Source organism: Candidatus Delongbacteria bacterium, assembly GCA_041675285.1.
Lineage (GTDB): Bacteria > CAIWAD01 > CAIWAD01 > CAIWAD01 > CAIWAD01 > CAIWAD01.
Genome location: JBAYTZ010000005.1, coordinates 134,935 through 154,134, shown reverse-complemented (window position 1 = coordinate 154,134; position 19,200 = coordinate 134,935). Strand labels below are relative to the sequence as shown.

Genomic DNA, 19,200 nt, shown 5'->3' with positions numbered 1-19,200 from the left:
CTTATCTCCTCAGACTGGAGGCGATGCCCAGCATGTCGTCCGAGGCGCGGATGGCCTTGGAGCTCACTTCATAGGCGCGCTGGGCGCTGATCATCGCCACCATCTCCTCCACCACCTTGACGTTGGAGCTCTCGAGATAGCCCTGGGCGATCTGGCCGAACTGCTCGGCGGCGGGCGTGCCCAGCTGGGGCGCCCCGGAGGCCGCCGTCTCCTCGTAGAGGTTCTGGCCCAGGGCCCGCAGGCCGGCGGGGTTGGTGAACACGGCCACCTCCAGCGTGCCGATCTGCACGGCCGCCGCGTCCCCGGCCACCAGCACGCTGAGCACGCCGTCCCGGCTCACCTGGATATCCACGGCCCCCTGGGGCACGGTGGTCTCGGGCTCCAGGGTCAGGCCGTCGGAGGTCACCAGCACGCCGTCGCTGGAGAGCTTGAAGGAGCCGTCCCGCGTGTAAGCCAGGCTGCCATCCAACTGGCGCACCTGGAAGAAGCCCTCGCCCTCGATGGCCAGGTCCAGGCGCCCGCCGGTCTGCACCACGTCGCCCTGGCCCATGTCCCGGGTGACGCTGATGGTCTTGACGCCCGTGCCCACCTGCAGGTCGGTGGGGACCACGTTGCCCAGGGAGTTCTCCACCCCGCTGGTGCGCAGGTTCTGGTAGAGCAGGTCCTGGAATTCGGCGTGGCTCTTCTTGTAGCCCGTGGTGTTCACGTTGGCCAGGTTGTTGGCGATGCTGTCGATGTGCAGCTCCTGGGCGTACATGCCCGAGGCGGAACTGTGCAGGGCACGAATCATGGTGTGGTCCTCGCTCAAGCGCGTCCGGTGGCGCGCCGCTCAGGGACTCCGCGTTGCTAGCGGAGTCGACCCAGCTCGTTGACGGTCTTGCCCAGGTTGTCGTCCTGGATCTGCAGGGCCTTGTGGGCGAAGGAATAGCTGCGCTCGTGCTCGATCAGGCGCACCATCTGCTCCACCACGCGGATGTTGGAATGCTCCAGCGCGCCCTGGACGGGCTGGCTGGCCTGGGCCGGCGCGGGCTGCTGGTCTTCGTCCCGCGGCACCCAGAGGTTGCGGCCCAGCTTGTTCAGCCGCTCGGGCTGCTCGAATTCCTCCAGCCGCAGGGAGCCCACGGCCGTGCCGTTCTGGGAGAGCTGGCCGTCGCCGTTCAGCTCCACGGGGCCCGGTCCCAGCCTTAAGGGGCCGGCCTCGCCCAGCACGGGAAAGCCATCCATGGTCACCAGCTGGCCCTCGGGCGAGAGGGCGAAGTGGCCGTCCCGCGTGTGCCGCTCGCCGTCGGGCGTCTCCACCACGAAGAAGCCGGGTCCGTTCACGGCGAAGTCCAGCGGCGCGCCCGTGCTCTCCAGCGCCCCGGCGCGCATGCGGGTCTCGAAGCCGGCGCGCAGGCGGTTCTCGGGGCTGGGCACGCCGCGTCCGCGGTCCAGCAGCAGGCGGCCGTCGATCAGCTCGCGGAAGTTGAGGCGATCCTCCTTGAAGGCCGTGGTGGTGGAGTTCGCCAGGTTGTTGCCCGTGACATCCGTCTGGATGCCCCGCGCGATCATCCCGGCTCCCGAATCCCACAAACCCTTGATCATCTCGACCCCGCTTGAGGATTGCGCCGCGACGGATGCGCTCCGCCGCCGGGCTCGGCAAGGGCAATCCCCGTGCCAGCCCGAGAACGAACTCAGGCCGGGTCGTGGTTGGGGCGAAGTGGTTGCGGGTGGTTCAGATCACGACTTCAGGACTTCGGAAGTTCGGGACTTTTCAACTCCGGTGGATCCGGCTGAAGAGCGCGCTTTTTTCCCCTCGCCGGGCCGGATGTGCCCAGCGCTCCAGGATTGTGGCGGGTGGGAAGGGTCAGGCCTCCAGCCCGGGCAGCTCAATCAGGCAGCGCGGCTCGGGACCCGTGCCCCGGCCGTTCAGCACCACGCGCAGGCCCTCCCGCGCCGCCAGGCTGCGGGGGAACTCGCGGCAGGCCAGCTCCTCGATCTCCAGCAGCTGGTCGTCGCTGTGGTCCTGGTCGTGGTGGAAGAGGATCAGCCGGTCCACGCCCGCGGCCCGTGCGTTGATCACGGCCTGCAGCCAGGTGCTGTGGCCCCAGCCCTGGCGGCCCGCCGCGTATTCCTCGGGCGTGTAATTGGTGTCGAAGATGAACAGGTCGGCCCCGCGGGCCAGCTCCACCACGGCCTCTTCGGGGCCCGGGCCGGTGTGCTCGTTGTCCGTGGCGTAGACCACCGCGGCACCGTCGGCCTCCAGGCGCCAGCCCAGGCAGCCGCCCGGATGGTTCAGGCGTCGGCAGCTGACCGTGAGCGTGCCCAGCTGGAAGCTCTCGTCGGCGACTTCGCGGAAGGACTTGGCGGCCGACATGTGGCTCATGTCCACGGGGAAGTAGGCGTAGTTCTGCTGGCCCTCCAGCTGGCTGCGCAGGGAGGTGCCCTCGGGCCTGAGGCCGATGAACTCGAAACGGTTGCCGGGATGGAAGAGCGGCTTGAAGAACGGGATGCCCTGGATGTGGTCCCAGTGCAGGTGACTGAGCAGGACCACGCCCTCGATGCCGCCGGCGGGGTGCTGGCGGACCAGCTCGTTGCCCAGGATCCGGATGCCCGTGCCGGCGTCCAAAATCACCAGGGGCGCGCCCTCGGCCCGCACCGTGATACAGCTGGTATTGCCGCCGAACCGCAGTTTGCCGGCTTCGGGAGTGGGAACCCCGCCCCGGACGCCAAAAAAGCGCACCTCCATCGCACCCTCACGCTCTGGTTGATCGCACCGGCCAAGATAGAAAGGCTCGGGCGCTTGCACGTGACGGAGTTCACGCCTCCCGCGGTCGCCGGACACGCCGCAGCCACCCCGCGACATTGCGCCTGACCCGCTCGTGCCCTACCTTGTGACACGTCAGGAAACCGGCACCCGCCGCTTCCTGGACACCCGCTCCCGTAGCTCAGTGGATAGAGCGTCGGTCTCCGGAACCGAGTGCGTAGGTTCGATTCCTACCGGGAGCATTTCCGAGCCACTTTCCCAGAAACACAGCAACTTCGCGACTTCTTCAGCACCTGGGCCCCCTTCTCAACCGTCCGAATTGGCAAGTCTGCCGCGGCTGCTCGAACTTCGGGCATGCGTGATTCCTTTCGATCATCCGGGCTGAGCTGGGGCGCCTTGCTGTTGCTGGTGGCGCTGACCGGCTGGTGGAGCTGGACGCGCCAGGCGCCCATCTCCCTTCACGGCGGATTGGGCTGGGACGGCGTGGACTACGCGGCCATGGCGGAACAGCTCGGCCGGGGCGAGGCGCCGCGGACGGCGGCGCCTTTCGTCTACCGGATCGGCGCGCCGGCCCTGGCGGACTGGCTCGCACCCGGCGACGCGCTGACGGGCTTCCGCTGGTTGAACGGCGGGCTCGCGCTGCTGCTGCCCTGTCTGCTTTTCGCTTGGCTGCGCCGGGTGGGTCTGCGGCCGGGAACCGCCCTGTTGCTCAGCGCCCTCTTCGCCACCCAGTGGCACGCGCCGCTGCGGCTGACGCCCTTCTACCCCGTGCACGTGGATCCGCTGCTCTGGGCGTTCTGGCTGCTGGCCCTGCTGGGGCTGGAGGGAAGCCGCGGAGCGCGCGAATCCCGGCGCCTACTGGGCTGGAGCGTCTTCGCGCTAGTGGCCGTGCCCGTGCGCGAGGTGCTGCTGCTCCCCGTGCTGGCCCAGTCCGTGCAGGGGTTGACTCTGCCGCAGCCCGGGGAATCCGCGGGTGCATGGTTGCGCCGGCTGGGCGCTGAGTTCCGCTGGCGGCGCCTGCTGCCGCTGGCGCTGGGGCTGGCCGTCTTCCTGCTGATCCAGCTCTGGGCTCAGCCCGTGGGCAGTTACGGCTTCCTCAAGACGGCCGTGCTCTGGCTGTGGCTGAAGAGTGTGCCGCACTACCTGCACGGGTTCTGCCAGGCGCTGGGGCCGGGCGTGCTGGTGCTGCTGGGGCTGGGGTGGCGGACCGCCAGGCTCGGCCTGGCGCGGCGGCCGGAGTTGCTGGTCTGGCTGGCGGGCGTATTGGCCCTGGGCTGGCTGGGCGGCAGCGATACGGAGCGCCTGCTCTACTGGGGCGCGCCGCTCTTCCTTTGGCTGGCGGGCTTGGCCTTCGAGGAGTTCCGGGGGGGCCTGCGCCGCCGGCCCGCTGCCGCTGCGGCCTGGCTGGGCTTCCTGGGCCTGGGCCAGTTGCTCAGCCAGCGCCTGTTCTGGCTGATCCCCGACTCTCCGGGCAGCGAGCGCCTGGTCTGGCCCCTCCTGACGCCCCTCTCCTCCACGGGCCGCTACCTGGATCTCTGGAGCCAGCACGCCGTGCCCGAAGTCGCCGTGCTCAGTCTGGCTCAGTATCTGGTGTGGATCGCAGTGGGCTGGTGGTGGGGTTTGCGTCTGCTGGGAAACTCAACACAGAGACACGGAGGCACAGAGCAGAAAACTTGATGGACTCGATCCGAAGCACAAGCCGCGGTTCGCGTCTGCTTCGTCCTTCTTTGTCACTGTGCCTCTGGGCCTCTGTGTTGAATGTTCGCCGCGCGCAAACACACCTTCGAGTCTTGGTGCCTTCGTGCTCAAATGGACACTCGAACGAGCCATGCCCAACCCAGCCCAAGACCAATCCAACCTCTGTGCCTCTGTGCCTCTGTGTTGAGATGCTCCGTGAGTGTGAACACACTCAAGCCGCTCAGCCATCCTGCCCCAGGTCCTTCATCCAGCGGTGCAGCACCTCGCGGCTGATCCCGATCTGCTCGGCGGCGTCCTTGACGCTCACACCGCCGGTCACGAAGCGCTCGACGTAAGCGCGCCGCAGTTGGTCCAGCAGCACGTCCCGCGCCTCGGCGAAGGGCCGGTCCGTCAGCAGGCTGTAGTCCGCCTCCTGGGCCGGCGTGCGCACGGCCTGCCCGCCCAGGTTGAAGTGCGCGGCGCTGAGCGGGCCCTCGCCGCAGCGCACCACGGCCAGCTGGACGGCGCTCTCGAACTCGCGCACGTTGCCCGGCCAGGCCTGGTCGGCCAGCAGATCCAGGGTCCCCGGCGCCAGTTCCAGGCCGGTGCGGCCGGGAAAATGCTTGTGCAGGAAGTAGCGCAGCAGGGCGGGCAGATCCTCCGCGCGCTCGCGCAGCGGCGGGATGCGGATGCGCTGCTGGTTGATCCGGTAGAACAGATCCTGGCGCATCAGACCCTGCCGGATGCGCTCCTCCAGCGCCTGATGCGTGGCGGCCACCAGGCGAAAGTCCACCTGGATGTCCTTCAGCGAACCCACCCGCCGGATCAGCCCGCTCTCGATGGCGGTGAGCAGCTTGATCTGGGCCTGGGGATCCATGTCGCCGATCTCGTCCAGGAAGAGCGTGCCGCGGTGGGCCAGCTCCGTCAGTCCGCGCTTGGTGCCCACGGCTCCGGTGAATGAGCCCTTTTCGTGCCCGAAGACCTCGCTGTTGAAGAGCTCGCGCTCGATAGCCGAGACGTTGACCTCCACGAAGGCCTGCTGGCGCCGCCCGCTGGCCTCGTGGATCATCCGCGCGATCATGGTCTTGCCCGTGCCCGTCTCCCCGGTGATCAGCACCGAGAGGTCCGTGGCCGCCGCCTCGCGGATCTCCTGTTTGACCCGGCGGATGGCCGGCGAGTCGCCGATCATCTGTCCCAGCGACTCCTGCAGGCGCCGACGCAGCCAGACGTTCTCCTGCTTGACCTGGCGCAGGGCCAGACCCTTGCGGATCACGTCCAGGAAGTCCTCGCGCGAGGTGTTCTTCACCACGTAGTCGAAGGCGCCCTGTTTCATGGCCCGCACGATGGTCCGCACGCCGCTTTCCTTGGTCACCATGATCACCGGCACGTCCGGGTGCTCGCTCACCAGCCGGCCCAGGATGTCCAGCCCGCTGGCGCCCTCGCCCAGGTCGTAGTCCAGCAGCACCAGGTCGGGCTCGACGGAGCCCATCCGCTCCAGCCCGGCCTCGCCGGTCTCGGCCCAGTGACACTCGTAGTGGCGGCGCAGCCCCAGCAGGGTGTCCTCGACGAATTCCTCGTTGTCGTCCACGATCAGGATGCGTTCCATCACTTCTGCCGTCCTTCGGGTTCGACCTTTTTCACTTCCAGCAGGAAGGTGCTGCCCTGGCCGGGCGCGCTGCGCTCCACCACCAGCCGGCCGCCGAAGCGTGCCAGGATCTCCCGCGAGCGGTAGAGCCCGTAGCCGCCCGTGCGATCCTGCTGCGCGCCCTCCTTGCCGCTCACCCCCGCCTCGAAGATCCGCTCGTGGCGCTCCGCCGGAATGCCCGGGCCGTTGTCCGTCACCCGCAGCTGCAGCGTGGATGGGCGCTCGCGCACCTCGATGGACAGTCGCTGGACGGGTTGGCCGCGCATCCAGTGCAGGGCGTTGTCCACCAGGTTGTCCAAGATGAACTGCAGCCGGTCCACGGGCAGACGCACCAGCACCTGGCGCAGCTCGCGCTCGCAGTGCAGCTCCAGTTCCACGCCCGCCAGGTCCGCCGAGCGGTCCTCCAGCACGCGGTCCAGCACCTTCAGCGGCGGCGAGGAGATCCGCAGGTCCACCCGGTGCTGGGTGTCCACCAGCGCGCGCTCCAGCCGGTCCAGCACAAAGGCCAGGGCCTGCAGCTCGTCCTCCGCCGGCGGATGTCCGCAGGCCTCCAGCCGTCGACAGCTCTCGGCCACCGTCTCGCCCAGGCGGGCCAGCTCCTCCTCCGCCAGCGGCCACTCCGCCGGGTTCAGGCGGCGCAGGGCCCCCAGCAGCTGCTCCAGGCTGGGCACGGTCAGGTCCAGGAAGACGCCGCGCACGCTCTGGAACAGCGCCAGCACGTCAGGATCGGGCTTGCCCTCCAGGTAGAGGTTGCGCGCCGAGCGCAGCAGGCGGTCCAGGTTGCGCGTGGCCGAGCCCGAGTGGCCGAACTCGCGCAACAGGTCCACCACGTCCAGGATGCCCGGCTCGGGCACGGCCGTCTCCTTGGCCCGCCGGCTGCGCAGCTGGTCGCTGGTGAGCTTGCTGCTCAGGCCCAGGATGATGGGCAGCGCCCACCACAGGTGGGGCTCCGTGGTGAAGAAGAACACCCAGGCGCCCACCGCCAGTCCCAGGCCCACGCTGAGCGCCAGACCCGGCCGGCCCGGATAGAACGTGGTGCTCAGGACCACCAGCCCCACCATGGCCAGCAGCAGGAAGAGGCGCTTGGCGAAGGGCAGGCGTCCCTGATCCTCGGGCACCACCAGCGGCAGCACCAGGGTGTGGCGGCTCAGGTTGCCCCAGGCGTCCATGGCCTGCAGCTGCAGGCGGAAGGTGCCGCCGCCCCGCTCGGGCAGCAGGTCGGTCAATGCGATGGCGCCCGCCGCGCGCCAGGGGCCCCAGCCCTGGTCGTCCAACCGCAGGCGCACCAGCGGCGGCGGCCCCAGGCTCAACGGGTCGGCCGTGCCCACCTGGAGGACCAGCCGGCGGTCCGCCTGCTCCAGCTCGCGCGGATCCTGCAGCAGCACGACCACGGGCGGCGTGCGGTCGGGCACCAGCCAGCCCGTGCCCTCGCGGGTGGAGAGCCAGAGTCGGCCGGCCGCGTCCACGGCCAGCGAGAGGATGCCCTCGCTGCCGCCGGCCCCCGCCAGCGGGCGCGTCCAGGGCGCGCCGTCCCGCGCCCGCAGGTAGAGGTCCTGCTCGTCCAGCAGCCAGATCCGCCCGCCGGAATCCGCCAGCATCTGCCGCACCGCGCGGCCCGGCGCGGCGCCCCGGCCCAGGCTGTCCGGATAGGCCAGGGTGTCCAGCTCGTTCAATTCGTTCAGGCGCAGCAGGTAGGTGTCGCAGGCGGCCAGGATGCCGTGGAAGCCGTCGGGCACGGCGCGATGGACGGGTTCCGAGACCCGCAGGCGCTGCAGGTCGCCCTCTTCCAGCAGGGCCAGCCCCTGGGGGCCGGCCACCAGCACGGCGCTGTCCGAGAACTGGGTCAGCCAGTGCGCGCCCAGTCCGCCGGGCACGACCTCGAAGCCCTCGTCCCGCACCCGATAGAGGCGCTCGCGCGTGCCCAGCAGCAACCCGTCCCCACCCGGTTCGGGGCAGATGGTGGCCGCCACGGCGGACTGCCCGGCCTCCCGCGGCAACCCGCCCAACTCCAGCGTGCGCGAGCCCCGCGGGCCCGTGCGCAGCAGGCGCCGCTCCTCGCCCGAGGCCAGCAGGACCCATTGCTCGCCTTGCACGTCCCAGACCTGGACCGGCCGCCAGCCGCCGCTGCCCGCCGGACTCTCCCAGGCCAGGGCCACGCCCTCGCCCCGGACACTCAGCACGCCGGACACCCGGCTCTGCAGCTCCAGCCGGCCCTCGGGCTTGAAGGCCGCCAGGTGCGGCAGCTCCCCCAGCACGAAAGCGCCGGGCAGGGGCAGACGCGGCGCGGCCAGCCGGGTCTCGCGCAGGGCCTGGCCCGTCCAGCGGAACCAGCGCGACCCGGCGCGCAGCAGCAGGCCCTCGCCATCCCGACCGAGGCGCAGAGACTCGCCGGCGGGAGGCTGGGGCAGGGTGAGGGGCAGGGCGGCCAGGGCGCCACTGGCGGCCTGCAGGCGGGCCAACTGGGGCGTGCGGGTCTCGCTGCGGCCCAGCACCAGCAGGCTGCCGTCGCCCTCCACCGCCAGTCCCAGCACTTCGGGCAGCACCTGGCGGTAGCTTTCGCGCATGGCAGCGGGATTGCCCTCCGGGTCGAAGCGGAACAGGCCGCGATCCCGCGTGCCGCAGACCAGGTGGCCGTCGGGCAGGCGCCCCAGGCAGGTGACGGAGATCCCGGAGAGCAGCACGCGCTCGCCCTGGCGCTCCTGCCAGCGCAACAGCCCGCGTTCCGTGCCCAGCCAGACCGTGTCGCCTTCCACCAGCAGGGCCTGGCCGCGTCCCAGGGCCACGGGGGAGTGCAGCTCCACGCGCCGGAAGGCGTCGTCCCGCCGCACCAGGCCGGAGTCCGCCGCGGCCCAGAGCACGCCCTGGCGGTCGACGGCCAGGGCGGAGACGCCGCCGGCCTCCCAGCCGTCGCGCGCGGCCTGGCGCAGCAGGTGGCGCCCGTCCCAGCTGTAGAGGCCGTCCCGGGCCCCGAACCAGAGCAGGCCCAAACTGTCTTGGGCCGCCGTGCGCAGGCTGGCGGGGGTGAGCAGCGCGCTGTCCGGGGGTCCGCCCCGGGCGGACCACAATCCGCCCAGCAGGAGTAGCAGAAGGAAGACGGTGCGGCGTGTCATGGGAAAAAGGTAGGGTTTGGGGCCCGTCCCGTCCGGCCGGCCGCGGGCGGCACTCATCGCAGGCCGCGCAGGTTGCGCCGGTACATCACGGGGGTCATCCGGCGCAGGGCCTTGCCGCGGGTGAGCTCGTCCCAGGCGGAGTCGTCGTCCGGCCAGGGGCCGTGGCGCAGGCGCTCCAGCAGGGCCGGGTCCGCCGCCAGCGCGGGCGAGCCCTCCCCGGCGCGGCGGTTCCAGGGACAGACCGTCTGGCAGTCGTCGCAGCCGAAGAGCCAACGGCCGGGCATGGGGCGCATGAAGTCCGGCAGCTCGGCGTGGCGGTTCTCGATGGTCTGGGCGCTGATGCAGCGCGCGGCGTCCAGTCGGCCGGGGCCGCGAAAGGCCTGCACGGGACAGGACTCCAGGCAGGCCGTGCAGCGCCCGCAGCGCTCCGGGTGGGGCTGGTCGGCGGGCAGCTCCAGCTCCAACAGCAGTCCGCCCAGGAAGAGCCACGAGCCGTGGCGCGGGTGGATCAGCAGGCAGTTCTTCCCGATCCAGCCCAGCCCGGCCTGCCAGGCCCAGTAGCGCTCCAGCAGCGGGGCCGTGTCCACGCAGGCCCGCCAGGCCACCTGCCCCAGCCGCTCCTCCACCCGCTGCATCACGCGGCGCAGCAGGCCCTTGAGCACGCGGTGGTAATCGCGGCCCAGCGCGTAGCGGCTGATCCGCACGGCGGGCGGCTCGGGCAGTTCGAGTCCGCCGTCGTAGGCCACGCCGATCATCAGCAGGCTGCGCGCGCCGGGCAGCAGGCGGCGGGGATCCAGCCGCTGCTCGTCCCCGCGCGGCCACCAGGCCATGGGGCCGTGGAGACCCTCCCGGCTCCAGCTGGCCACCTGGGCCGCCTGCAGGATGGGCGCACGCGGGTCCGCCAGGCCGGCCAGCGTGGCTCCCTCGGCCAGGGCCTGGGCCTTCAGCCAGCCGGCGAGTTCGGCGGGTGCCGCCCTGGTGGCCGGGGAACTCATGGCGCCGCCCGCGGCGGTGGGGGATCCAGGACCACGACGACGGGATGGTGGTCGCTGGGCTGCCGGCCCTCCACCCGTTCCCGGTCGATCCAGGCACGCCGCGGCCGGAACTCCGGCGAGGCCAGGATCCAGTCGATGCGCGCCGGCTGGTCCGTTGACTGGAAGCCGTGGAACGTGCCCTCGGGCAGTTCGCCCGGCGCGTGCAGGGTGCGGAAGCAGTCGTTCAGCGGCCGGGGCGCCGCCGGATCCGTCAGGATCTCCCAGGGCTCCGAGCCTGGCCCGGCGTCGGCGTTGAAATCCCCGGCCAGCAGCACGGGCGTGTCCGGAAAGCGCTGACCCAGCCACTCGCGCAGCCGCCGGGCGGCCCGCTGGCGCGCCTGGACGCCCACGTGGTCCAGGTGTGTGGAGACGAACAGCAGCCGGCGGTCCGGCTCGGCGCGCTCCGCCAGCAGCACCCAGCTGAACATCCGGACGCAGGCGGCGTCGGCGTCCAGCCGGCCCGGACGATCGCCGGGCTCGGCATGCCAGCGATGCCCCTCCTCCAGCTTGAAGAAGCGCTCACGCCGCCAAAGCAGGGCGCACATCTCGCCGGCCAAGTCGCCGTCGTCGCGGCCCGCGCCAGCCAGGCCGAACTCCGGCAGCAGGTGGCGCAGGTCGTCGGCCTGCCCGGCCAGGCACTCCTGGGTGGCCAATAGATCAGCCCCAGCGGCCCGCACCCGCTCCACCACCGCCGCGCGCCGGGCTTCCCAGGCGTGCTCGCCGCCATCGCCGCCGGCGTAGCGCAGGTTGAAGCTCATCACGGTCCACAGGCTGTCGGCCCCGCCCGCGTGGACGACCGGAGGACCCAGCACGGCCAGCAGCAGGAGGAGCGGCAGCAGGAAGCGCCCGCGCCGACTCGCATCGCCGTTCAGGGGCGGCGTCCACTGCTTGGGGGTGAGGCTAGGTTCAACCGACACGCTGGGCCTCCGCCAGGCTGTCGACATTCAGCAGGGCCACGCGGTAGGGGAAGAGTCGGGCGGCGAACACGCCGCCGGCCACGGCGGGATCGCCCTCCATCAGGGCCCGGGCCTCCGGCTCGCCCGGCGCGGAAAAGATCACGAGGCCCATTCCCTCCTCCTCGGTCGTGGTGGTCCGCCCGGCCAGGTGGACGATTCCCCGCTGGGTCAGCTCCTGCAGGTAGGCGAAATGCCGGCCGATCAGGGCCTGCTCCGCGGGCGTTGGGCCTGTGCTCAGCAAGGCCGGACGGGTGGGCCGGATGCGATAGAGCCACGTGCTCATGGGTTCCTTTCCCGCCGGCGGACGCCCTGCGCCACGGCGGAGTTCAGGCCGGGCGGCGGGCCCGGAGGGAGAACATCAACGGCAGCCCGCCCGGATGGGTGGCGTGCACCCAGCGCCCGTCGCGCTCCACCAGGAAGGCGTGGCTGCGGTAACTGCAGTAGGGGTACTCGCGCAGCTTCTCCAGCACCAGCCCGGCGTCCAGCAGGGACTGCACGGTCTCGGCCAGGGAGTGGGCCCACTCCACCGACTCACCCACGGGCCCGTTCTCGGCCGCGTAGGTCAGGCCGTCGGGCCAGCGGACAGCTCCGGCCGCGCGGAAATAGGGCGCTTCCAGCCGCAGCCAGTTCTCCTCGCGGGCCTCCGGGGCGAACATGCCCAAGGCGGGGTGGAAGTCGCGCACGAACACACTCCCGCCGGGTCGCAGCAGGCCGGCCACCGCGCGGCCCCAGCCGGCCAGATCCGGCAGCCAGCAGAGCGCGCCGCCGCCGGTGAATACGAGATCGAAGCGCCCCGCCAGCTCCGCGGGCAGCCGGCCGATCTCGGCCTCGACGAAGTCCGCCGCCAGTCCGGCCTGCGCGGCCACGCGGCGCGCCGCGGCGATCGCCCGCGGGCTGAAGTCCACGCCCGTCACCCGCGCGCCCAGCCGGGCCAGGCTCAAGGTGTCGAGTCCGAAGTGGCACTGCAGGTGGATCAGATCCAGGCCCGCCACCGGGCCCAGCTCTTCCAGCAGCTCGGGCTCCAACGTGCCGCGGCCGGCCAGGAAACCGGCCACGTCGTAGAACTCACTGGCCACGTGGGGCTCCACGGCGGCGTCCCAGAGGGCGCGATTCTGCTCGATGGCAGCCTGATCGTTCATCCCGGGTTCCGTCTCCCGCTGGTTGTCAGCTGACTCAGGGTCTCAGCGCGAAGGTCACGGTCACCACCGCCTTGACCACCTTCTCGATGGTCTCGGTGGAGTACATGCCGTAGTCCTCCACTTCCACCGAATTGGGCTGGGTGACCTGCAGGATGCCCTGGCGCGCGCTCACCAGCCCGCCCAGGCGCTTGCCGCCACCCAGCAGGACCTCGGCGCGCCGGCGCGCGTCGGTGGCGGCCCGGCCCAGCAGCTCGAGCTTGACCTTCTCCAGGTCGCCCAGATAGAATTCGGGCGGCGCGCCGCTCCAGGTGACGCCTTCGCGCAACAGGCCCTCGGTCTCCCGGGCCAGGCGCGCGATCTCCTTCACCCGGCTGGACTGCAGCTTGAGCGGCCGTTCCAGCTGGTAGGCCTCCACCTCGGAGGTGGCGTTCCCGCCGGCCGTGGTCCGGTAGATCACGTAGGACTGCAGGGGCAGCCACTCCCACTCGGCGGGCTTGACGCCCTGGCTCTCCAGCCAGGTGGCCACCCGCTGGGCCTGCTGCTCCAGTTCGCGCGTGGCGCCCGCCGGGTCCGCGGAGCGGGCGCTGACGCTGCCGCGCCAAACCGCCAGGGTGGAGGTGGCCTTGGCCTCCGCCGTGCCCTTGACCGTGAGGCCGTCGCCGGCCATGCGCGCCGCCAGGAAGGCCCGCCCGCCGATCCAGGCCGCGGCCATCAGGCAGAGACCCAGGATCAGGGCCGCCGGCAGCAGGCCGCGCCGGCTGTCGCCGTTGACGATGTTCATGTGAGGGTCCTTTGGAGGGCCACGGCCTGGCGCTCGCTCTTCTTCAGGCGGGCCGTCACCAGCTCGTGGCTGTGCAGGATGAGTTCGTCCACCAGGGCCGCCGGCAGTCCGCCGGGCAGCTCCAGGGTGTTCCAGTGTTCCTTGTTCAGGTGGTAGCCGGGCGTGATGGCGGCGAAGGCCCCGCGCAGCTCCAGGGCCCGCACGGGGTCGCACTTGAGGCTGAGCCGAACGGGGCCGTCCTGGGTGAGCAATGCGAAGACCTTGCCGCAGACCTTGTAGACCCAGACGCCCGGCCCGAAGGGCTCCTCCTCCGTGCTGGCGGGCTGAGCGGACAGCTGCTGGCGCACCTCGCCTCTGGTTTTGTCCGACTCGCTCAAGGGTTGACCTCCTTCACCACAGGGACACAGAGACGCAGCAGACAAGTGGGACCGACAAATCGCTTCGTCTGAACCAACGCGTCGATTCCGCCACCTTCATCCGATCCGACTGTGCCTCCGTGTCTCTGTGGTGAGAGCCCGGAGCCAGGAGGCCGGGGATCAGGACTTCTGCGCTTCCTTGGCCCAGGTGTCGCGCAGGGTGACCGTGCGGTTGAACACCAGACCGGTTGCGCGGCTGTCGCGCACGAAGTAGCCCAGGCGCTCGAACTGCACGGGCACGTCCGGAACAGCCTCCGCCAGCGCGGGTTCGAGCTTGCAGCAGGTCACGCTGCGCAGCGAACTCGGGTTGATGTCCAGCAGGAAGTCCCGCTCCGCGCCGGGCTTCTCCACGGCGAACAGGTGCTCGTAGAGCCGCACCTCGGCCTCCACGGCGTGGGCCGCGCTCACCCAGTGGATGGTTCCCTTGACCTTGCGACCGTCGGGTGCGTTGCCGCCCCGGCTCGCCGGGTCGATCCGTCCGATCAGGCGCTCCACGCGGCCGGCGGAATCCTTGATCACCTCGGTGCAGGTGAACAGGTAGCCCCAGCGCAGGCGCACCTCGGCCCCCGGCGAGAGGCGGAACCACTTCTTGGGCGGATCCTCCACGAAGTCCTCGCGCTCGATGAACAGCTCACCGGAGAACGGCACCTGGCGCGTGCCGGCGGATTCGTCCTCGGGGTTGTTGACGGCCTCCAGCCAGTCCACCCGGCCCGCCTCCCAGTTCTCGATGGTGACGGGCAGCGGATCCAGCACGGCCATCCGGCGCGGGGCGTTGCGGTTCAGGTCCTCGCGCAGGCAGTGCTCCAACAGTTGCACGTCCACCACGCTGTCGCGCTTGGCCACGCCGATGCGCTCGCAGAAGTCGCGGATGGCCCCGGGCGTGTAGCCCCGGCGGCGCAAACCTGAAAGGGTGGGCATGCGCGGATCGTCCCAGCCGTCCACGTGGCCCTCCTTCACCAGGAAGAGCAGCTTGCGCTTGCTCATCACCGTGTAGGTCAGGTTGAGCCGCGCGAACTCGATCTGGCGCGGCTTGCAGTCCACGCTGACGTTGTCCACGGCCCAGTCGTAGAGCGGGCGGTGGTTTTCGAACTCCAGCGTGCAGATGGAGTGCGTGATGGACTCCAGCGCGTCGCTGAGCGGGTGCGTGTAGTCGTACATGGGGTAGATCAGCCAGGCCTCGCCCGTGCGCGGGTGCGGGGCCCGGCGGATCCGCCAGAGGGCCGGGTCGCGCAGGTTGAGGTTGGGGCTGGCCATGTCGATCCGCGCGCGCAGCACGCGGCTGCCGTCGGCGAACTCGCCCGCGCGCATGCGGCGGAACAGGTCGAGGTTCTCCTCGACGGAGCGCCCGCGCCAGGGGCTGTCGACGCCGGGCTCGGTCAGCGAGCCGCGCGTGGCCCGGATCTCCTCGGCGCTCTGGTCGTCCACGTAGGCCAGGCCCTTGCCGATCAGCTCCTCCGAGAAGTCGTAGAGCTGCTGGAAGTAGTCCGAGGCGTGGTAGAGGTGTGCGCCCCAGTCGAAGCCCAGCCAGCGCACGTCGGCCTCGATGGCGTCGATGTACTCCTGCTCCTCTTTCTCCGGGTTGGTGTCGTCGAAGCGCAGGTGGCAGCGCGCCGGGACCTTAAGCCCGTACTCGGCGGCCAGGCCGAAGTTCAGGCAGATGGCCTTGGCGTGGCCGATGTGCAGGTAGCCGTTGGGTTCGGGCGGAAAGCGCGTGACGACGTTCACGTGCTTGCCCGAGGCCAGGTCGGCGTCGATGATCTGCCGGATGAAGTCGCGGCCGGAAGTCAGCGGGGTCGGTTCCATCAGCGGGTCTCCACGTAGCGGCGCCGGTAGTCCTCCTCCAGCGCCTTGAGGGTCTTGCCTTTGAGTTCGTGCCCGGCGGCGGCCAGCCGCTCCAGGCCTTCCTGCAGCCGGCGGCGCGTCAAGTCCGCGCCCAGCAGCTCGCAGCTATCGAAGAGCGGCAGGCTGACCTTGGCCCCGGTGACAGCCAGGAAGAAGGGCGCCAGCAGCTCGCGCAGGTTCGCCCCTTCGCGTTCCACCATGTCCTCGAAGAGCGCGCGGACGCTGGCGGCCGTGAAGGGGCGGAGCTGCTCCATCTGCCAAAGCGCGATGCGCAGCCAGCGCGCCGTGCGCGCGCCGTCGGCGCCGACCAGCTCGGCGCTGTCGTAGTCCAGCGCCCCGCGCAGCAGGAAGGCCGTCATGGGGACGAAATCCGCCAGCGTGGTCAGGCGCTTCTGAGTCAACGGCAGGGCCTTGAGCAGCAGCTCGTCGTTCAGGCGCCAGCCGTGCAGGCGCTCGAGGATCTGCGCCGGGGTCAGACGCTCGCGCAGGTAACGCCCGTTGAGCCAGTTGAGCTTGGCCAGGTCGAAGACCGGGCCGCCCAGCACCACGCGGTCGATCTCGAAGGATTCGATGAACTCGTCCAGCGTGAACATCTCCCGGCCGTCGGGCAGCGTGTAGCCCATCATGCCCAGGTAGTTGAGCACGGCCTCGGGCAGATAGCCGGCCTCGCGGTACCAGGTGACGCTGGTGGGATTCTTGCGCTTGCTGAGCTTGCTCTTGTCCGGGTTGCGCAAGAGCGGCATGTGGATGAACTCCGGCAGCTCCCAGCCGAAGCCCTCGTAGAGCAGGACGTGCTTGGGCAGGCTGGAGATCCACTCCTCGCCGCGGATCACGTGGGTGACGCCCATCAGGCGGTCGTCCACCACGTTGGCCAGGTGGTAGGTGGGGAAGCCGTCGGTCTTGCGCAGAATCTGGTGGTCCACCGTGCTCCAGGCGATGCGGATCTCGCCACGCAGGCGGTCGGGCACCACGCACTCGCCCTCGTCGGGCACGGCCAGGCGGATTACGTGCGCTTCGCCCGTCAGGACACGATGCATCGTGTCCCTACGATCCAGGTGCTGACAGTGGCCGTCGTAGCGCGGATCCTGCTTGCGGGCCAGCTGCTCCTCGCGCAGGGCCTTCAGCCGCGCCGCGTCGCAGAAGCAGGGATAGGCCTTGCCCGCCTCCACCAACCGCGCCACGTGTTCCTCATAGATGGGCAGGCGCTCGCTCTGCCGGTAAGGGCCGTTGGGCCCGCCCTTGTCCGGACCCTCGTCCCACGGAATCCCGGCCCAGCGCAGGGCGGCGAAGATCGCCTCCTCGCTCTCGCGCGTGGAACGGCCCTGGTCCGTGTCCTCGATGCGCAAGATGAATCTCCCGCCATGGCGGCGGGCGAAGGCCAGGTTGAACAGGGCCATGAAGACCGTCCCGATGTGGGGGTCTCCGGTGGGCGAGGGGGCGATGCGGGTGACGACGGGACCGGGCCTCATCGGGCGGGCTCTCCTGCTGGTGTTGAAAAAGGCCCGGCGGGCCTGGTCGGCCGGCGGCGTGCGGCCGGCGTTCCGGCCCGGGCCTCACACAAATCCGGCAGGGGCAAGGTAGGGCTTGGGCACTGGCCGGGAAAGCCGGAACGGGGCGCGGGGGGGCTTCAGCAGGCGAACGCCAGCACGTGGCCCCAGGGGTCCAGCACGTAGCCGGCCCGCTCGCCCCAGTCCCGCGGCCGCAGGGGATCCAGCAGGCGGGCGCCCAGGCCCAGGGCGCGCTCCAGCCAGGCCGCCGGGTCCTCCACCCGCAGGTAGAGTTCGGCACGGGCCGGGCCGGCGGGCGCGGGCGCCAGCTTGGCCAGCGCGGGGAGCAGGCGGCGGATCCCCGCCTCGGGCATCAGGCCCAGCGTCAGGCCGCCGGGCAGCGCGAACTCGCTCATGCCCGGCACGTGCAGGTCGGGCTCCCGCTCCAGCAGGGCGCCGTAGAAGCGGCGCGCCGCCTCCTGGTCGGGCACGTAGAAGATCACCAGCGCGGCGCTCACGCGACCAGCCCCCGGTAGATCTCCAGCGTCCGGCGGGCCATGGCCGCCGGGCTGAAACCCGCCTCCACCCAGGCCGGACCCGCGGCGCCCCAGGCCCGCAACCGGGCGGGATCCGCCAGCGCGTGACACAGTCCGGCGCCCAGCGCGGGCGCGCTCTCCGCCTCCACCAGCCAGCCCGTTTTGTCGTGGGCCACGCCCTCGGGCAGGCCGCCGCAGCGCGTGCCCAGCACGGGCACGCCCAGGGCCTGGGCCTGCAGGGCCACGCTGCCCAGACCCTCCTCCCGGGAGGGCAGGATGAACAGATCCAGGGCCGCCAGCCAGGGGCCGGGCTGGTCCTGGAAAGGATGGAAACTCACGCAGCTCTCCAGTCCCAGCCGCCGGACCTGCTCGCGCAGCGCCGGCTCCTCGTCGCCCGACCCCACCAGATGCAGGTGCAAATCCGGGTGAGACACGCGCACGGCGGGCAGCGCGTCCAGCAACAGATCCAGGCCCTTGTGGCGGCGGAACCAGCCCAGGTAGCCCAAGACGGGCCGCCCCGGCAGGCTGAGCCGCTCTGCCGGCAGGCTCAAGACCTCGGCGCTGCTGTGCACGGTCTCCAGCCGGGGGCGGCCGCCGACCCCCAGGCCGCTGGCGGCCAGGCGGCGGCGGATCTCCTCCGAGACGCAGAGCACGGCGTCCGCCCGGGCCAACCGTTGCCGGCCGCCGGCGGACGGGGCGTCGGGAATGCGCCGGTGGGCGACCTTGGCCACGGCCGCCGCCGGCAGCGCCTGGAAGGCCTGGGTGGCCCGGCCGGTGTGGGCGTGGAGGACGGTGCAGGAGCGCAGGCCCTGGGTGCTGAGCACCAGGGGCAGCAGGGCCCAGAGCGGTCGCGCCAGCCGGTGCAGGCGCCCGGCGGGCAGGATCCCGGCCAGCCGCGTGGCCAGTGCTCCGCCCGAGCAGACCAGCGCGTGGTTCTCGATGCCCAGCCGCTCCAGCTCGCGGATCAGCAGCCAGGTCTGGGCTTCGCCGCCTCCCCAGCGGAACTGGTCGTTGACGTGGAGGATGCGCGGCTCAGCCACGGGGCCGCCCGCCGGCCTCCCGCCAGGCCTCCCAGAGCTTGGCCTGTTTGAGGAAGACATAGAAAGCCGCCACGACGCAGAGCACGAAGCCGCGCCGACCCAGCAACAGGCCGCCTTCCAGCAGCCACATGCGCAGGAATTTCCAGGGGGGATCCAGCACCAGCTTGAGCAGCGAGGGCCGGCGGCCCAGGTCGCGCTGCTCGGCGGCGAGCTGGCTCGTGTAGCGATTGACCTTCTCCACGTGGTGGGCCAGGTCGCGGTAGGGCCAGTGCAGCAGGCGCGTGCGCAGCGGCTGGACCACGAGGCCCGCGCCAGCCACCCGGTCGTGCACCCAGGAGCCCTCGAAGCGCGCCCGGCCGCGGTGGAACAGGCGCGTGGCGCCGTCCTTGCGCCAGCCCGTCCAGTCCACCCAGCCACCCAGGTGCCAGTTGCGGCGCCGGAAGCGGCCCGCCCGGCCGGGATCCCAGTCGAAGTCGGCCAATTCGGCCTCCAGCCCCTCCGCCAGCGCCTCGTCGGCGTCCAGCGCGAGCAGCCAGTCATGGGTCGCGGCGTCCACGGCCACGTTCTTCTGCCGCACGTGGGAGGCGAACTCGTGCACCAGCACGCGCGCCCCCGCCGCCTCGGCCACGCTCCGGGTCGCCGGCGTGTGACGCGCGTCCAGCACCACCAGCAGTTCGGCGCAGAGCGGGCGCAGGCTGGCCAGGCAGGCGGCCAGGCGCTCCTCCTCGTCGCGGGCGATGACGATCCCGCTTATGGGGGGACGCTGGGCGGGGCGGCCCGGCTGGGTCATC

The 19,200-nt window shown here is 71.3% G+C and carries 17 protein-coding genes and 1 tRNA gene; 2 read left to right on the top strand and 16 right to left on the bottom strand.

The features are described from left to right. Position 1: 1 nt before the first annotated feature. The 3 genes from flgG to WC326_06740 form a co-directional block, all read right to left on the bottom strand. Entirely contained in the window at positions 2-790 is a 789-nt protein-coding gene (gene flgG / locus WC326_06750) for a flagellar basal-body rod protein FlgG (GenBank protein MFA7330757.1), read from the bottom strand. A 56-nt stretch (positions 791-846) separates the two neighbouring features. After that, a complete protein-coding gene (locus WC326_06745; GenBank protein ID MFA7330756.1) occupies positions 847-1,584 on the bottom strand; it encodes a flagellar hook-basal body protein in 738 nt (245 codons plus the stop codon). 262 nt (positions 1,585-1,846) lie between these two features. Continuing rightward, a complete protein-coding gene (locus WC326_06740) occupies positions 1,847-2,728 on the bottom strand; it encodes an MBL fold metallo-hydrolase (GenBank protein ID MFA7330755.1) in 882 nt (293 codons plus the stop codon). 188 nt (positions 2,729-2,916) lie between these two features. On the opposite strand from WC326_06740, the gene WC326_06735 reads away from it, so the two are divergent. Beyond that, positions 2,917-2,988: transfer RNA gene (locus WC326_06735), tRNA-Arg, on the top strand. 112 nt (positions 2,989-3,100) lie between these two features. Next, on the top strand, positions 3,101-4,423 hold the full coding sequence (locus tag WC326_06730; protein MFA7330754.1) for a hypothetical protein: 1,323 nt from the start codon (positions 3,101-3,103) through the stop codon (positions 4,421-4,423). A gap of 241 nt (positions 4,424-4,664) precedes the next feature. Here the strand turns inward: WC326_06730 and WC326_06725 are convergent, their stop codons facing one another. The 13 genes from WC326_06725 to WC326_06665 form a co-directional block, all read right to left on the bottom strand. Further along, entirely contained in the window at positions 4,665-6,029 is a 1,365-nt protein-coding gene (locus WC326_06725) for a sigma-54 dependent transcriptional regulator (protein ID MFA7330753.1), read from the bottom strand. Next, the gene (locus WC326_06720; GenBank protein MFA7330752.1) at positions 6,029-9,178 is read right to left on the bottom strand and encodes a sensor histidine kinase; all 3,150 of its coding nucleotides are present in this window, start codon (positions 9,176-9,178) and stop codon (positions 6,029-6,031) included. The genes WC326_06725 and WC326_06720 overlap by 1 nt, the downstream gene beginning before the upstream one ends. A gap of 53 nt (positions 9,179-9,231) precedes the next feature. After that, complete coding sequence (gene queG / locus WC326_06715) at positions 9,232-10,173, bottom strand: tRNA epoxyqueuosine(34) reductase QueG (GenBank protein ID MFA7330751.1); 942 nt, start codon at positions 10,171-10,173, stop codon at positions 9,232-9,234. Next, the gene (locus tag WC326_06710; GenBank protein MFA7330750.1) at positions 10,170-11,129 is read right to left on the bottom strand and encodes an endonuclease/exonuclease/phosphatase family protein; all 960 of its coding nucleotides are present in this window, start codon (positions 11,127-11,129) and stop codon (positions 10,170-10,172) included. The genes queG and WC326_06710 overlap by 4 nt, the downstream gene beginning before the upstream one ends. After that, the gene (locus tag WC326_06705; protein MFA7330749.1) at positions 11,119-11,451 is read right to left on the bottom strand and encodes a YciI family protein; all 333 of its coding nucleotides are present in this window, start codon (positions 11,449-11,451) and stop codon (positions 11,119-11,121) included. The genes WC326_06710 and WC326_06705 overlap by 11 nt, the downstream gene beginning before the upstream one ends. 43 nt (positions 11,452-11,494) lie before the next feature. Next, on the bottom strand, positions 11,495-12,307 hold the full coding sequence (locus WC326_06700) for a class I SAM-dependent methyltransferase (protein ID MFA7330748.1): 813 nt from the start codon (positions 12,305-12,307) through the stop codon (positions 11,495-11,497). Between the two features lie 34 nt (positions 12,308-12,341). Then, a complete protein-coding gene (locus WC326_06695; protein MFA7330747.1) occupies positions 12,342-13,088 on the bottom strand; it encodes an SIMPL domain-containing protein in 747 nt (248 codons plus the stop codon). Further along, a complete protein-coding gene (locus WC326_06690; GenBank protein ID MFA7330746.1) occupies positions 13,085-13,465 on the bottom strand; it encodes an MmcQ/YjbR family DNA-binding protein in 381 nt (126 codons plus the stop codon). The genes WC326_06695 and WC326_06690 overlap by 4 nt, the downstream gene beginning before the upstream one ends. A gap of 159 nt (positions 13,466-13,624) precedes the next feature. Continuing rightward, a complete protein-coding gene (locus tag WC326_06685; GenBank protein MFA7330745.1) occupies positions 13,625-15,307 on the bottom strand; it encodes a glutamine--tRNA ligase/YqeY domain fusion protein in 1,683 nt (560 codons plus the stop codon). Beyond that, entirely contained in the window at positions 15,307-16,815 is a 1,509-nt protein-coding gene (gltX, locus tag WC326_06680) for a glutamate--tRNA ligase (protein MFA7330744.1), read from the bottom strand. Before gltX ends, WC326_06685 begins: the two co-directional genes overlap by 1 nt. Positions 16,816-16,973: 158 nt before the next feature. Next, on the bottom strand, positions 16,974-17,351 hold the full coding sequence (locus WC326_06675; GenBank protein ID MFA7330743.1) for a VOC family protein: 378 nt from the start codon (positions 17,349-17,351) through the stop codon (positions 16,974-16,976). After that, on the bottom strand, positions 17,348-18,409 hold the full coding sequence (locus WC326_06670) for a glycosyltransferase family 4 protein (GenBank protein MFA7330742.1): 1,062 nt from the start codon (positions 18,407-18,409) through the stop codon (positions 17,348-17,350). Before WC326_06670 ends, WC326_06675 begins: the two co-directional genes overlap by 4 nt. Beyond that, on the bottom strand, positions 18,402-19,199 hold the full coding sequence (locus WC326_06665; GenBank protein MFA7330741.1) for a glycosyltransferase family 2 protein: 798 nt from the start codon (positions 19,197-19,199) through the stop codon (positions 18,402-18,404). The genes WC326_06670 and WC326_06665 overlap by 8 nt, the downstream gene beginning before the upstream one ends. Position 19,200: the final 1 nt, after the last annotated feature.

Bases quoted from the DNA above. Each gene is read 5' to 3' on its own strand.
- flgG (MFA7330757.1), bottom strand. From the start codon at position 790: ATGATTCGTGCCCTGCACAGTTCCGCCTCGGGCATGTACGCCCAGGAG.
- WC326_06745 (MFA7330756.1), bottom strand. From the start codon at position 1,584: ATGATCAAGGGTTTGTGGGATTCGGGAGCCGGGATGATCGCGCGGGGC.
- WC326_06740 (MFA7330755.1), bottom strand. From the start codon at position 2,728: ATGGAGGTGCGCTTTTTTGGCGTCCGGGGCGGGGTTCCCACTCCCGAA.
- WC326_06730 (MFA7330754.1), top strand. From the start codon at position 3,101: ATGCGTGATTCCTTTCGATCATCCGGGCTGAGCTGGGGCGCCTTGCTG.
- WC326_06725 (MFA7330753.1), bottom strand. From the start codon at position 6,029: ATGGAACGCATCCTGATCGTGGACGACAACGAGGAATTCGTCGAGGAC.
- WC326_06720 (MFA7330752.1), bottom strand. From the start codon at position 9,178: ATGACACGCCGCACCGTCTTCCTTCTGCTACTCCTGCTGGGCGGATTG.
- queG (MFA7330751.1), bottom strand. From the start codon at position 10,173: ATGAGTTCCCCGGCCACCAGGGCGGCACCCGCCGAACTCGCCGGCTGG.
- WC326_06705 (MFA7330749.1), bottom strand. From the start codon at position 11,451: ATGAGCACGTGGCTCTATCGCATCCGGCCCACCCGTCCGGCCTTGCTG.
- WC326_06700 (MFA7330748.1), bottom strand. From the start codon at position 12,307: ATGAACGATCAGGCTGCCATCGAGCAGAATCGCGCCCTCTGGGACGCC.
- WC326_06695 (MFA7330747.1), bottom strand. From the start codon at position 13,088: ATGAACATCGTCAACGGCGACAGCCGGCGCGGCCTGCTGCCGGCGGCC.
- WC326_06685 (MFA7330745.1), bottom strand. From the start codon at position 15,307: ATGGAACCGACCCCGCTGACTTCCGGCCGCGACTTCATCCGGCAGATC.
- gltX (MFA7330744.1), bottom strand. From the start codon at position 16,815: ATGAGGCCCGGTCCCGTCGTCACCCGCATCGCCCCCTCGCCCACCGGA.
- WC326_06665 (MFA7330741.1), bottom strand. From the start codon at position 19,199: ATGACCCAGCCGGGCCGCCCCGCCCAGCGTCCCCCCATAAGCGGGATC.